Origin of the sequence: Psychrobacter sp. TB55-MNA-CIBAN-0194 (genome assembly GCF_040309505.1) — a bacterium.
GTDB classification, from domain to species: domain Bacteria; phylum Pseudomonadota; class Gammaproteobacteria; order Pseudomonadales; family Moraxellaceae; genus Psychrobacter; species Psychrobacter fozii.
Window position 1 is genome coordinate 1 of the sequence record NZ_JBEOOW010000522.1, and the last position, 255, is coordinate 255.

Consider the following 255-nt stretch of genomic DNA (forward strand, 5'->3'; position numbering starts at 1 on the left):
GCTTTTTACTTGCCAGCAAGCTAGACAGCATATCAATTCCAGCGATGGTATTACGAGAAGTATTCGAAGAAGCCATGGCCGATACACACTCTGGCATTGTCAGATGCATCGAGCAAGATATTTTAGCCATAAAAGAAAGGGACGCTGCCTGCGACACCCTAACTACTCCTCTTTTGTTTTTTAAAGGCTTTCACGCATTACAAACCTATCGTGTAGCCAACTGGCTTTGGAAAAATGATAGGAAAAGTCTAGCGC

Annotated in this window: 1 protein-coding gene; it reads left to right on the forward strand. The window is 43.5% G+C overall.

What is annotated here, in order from left to right; genetic code table 11:
• Positions 1-255 (forward strand): serine acetyltransferase domain-containing protein (locus tag AAEY75_RS16125; RefSeq protein WP_502944449.1); only part of this gene is annotated, 255 nt, incomplete at both ends.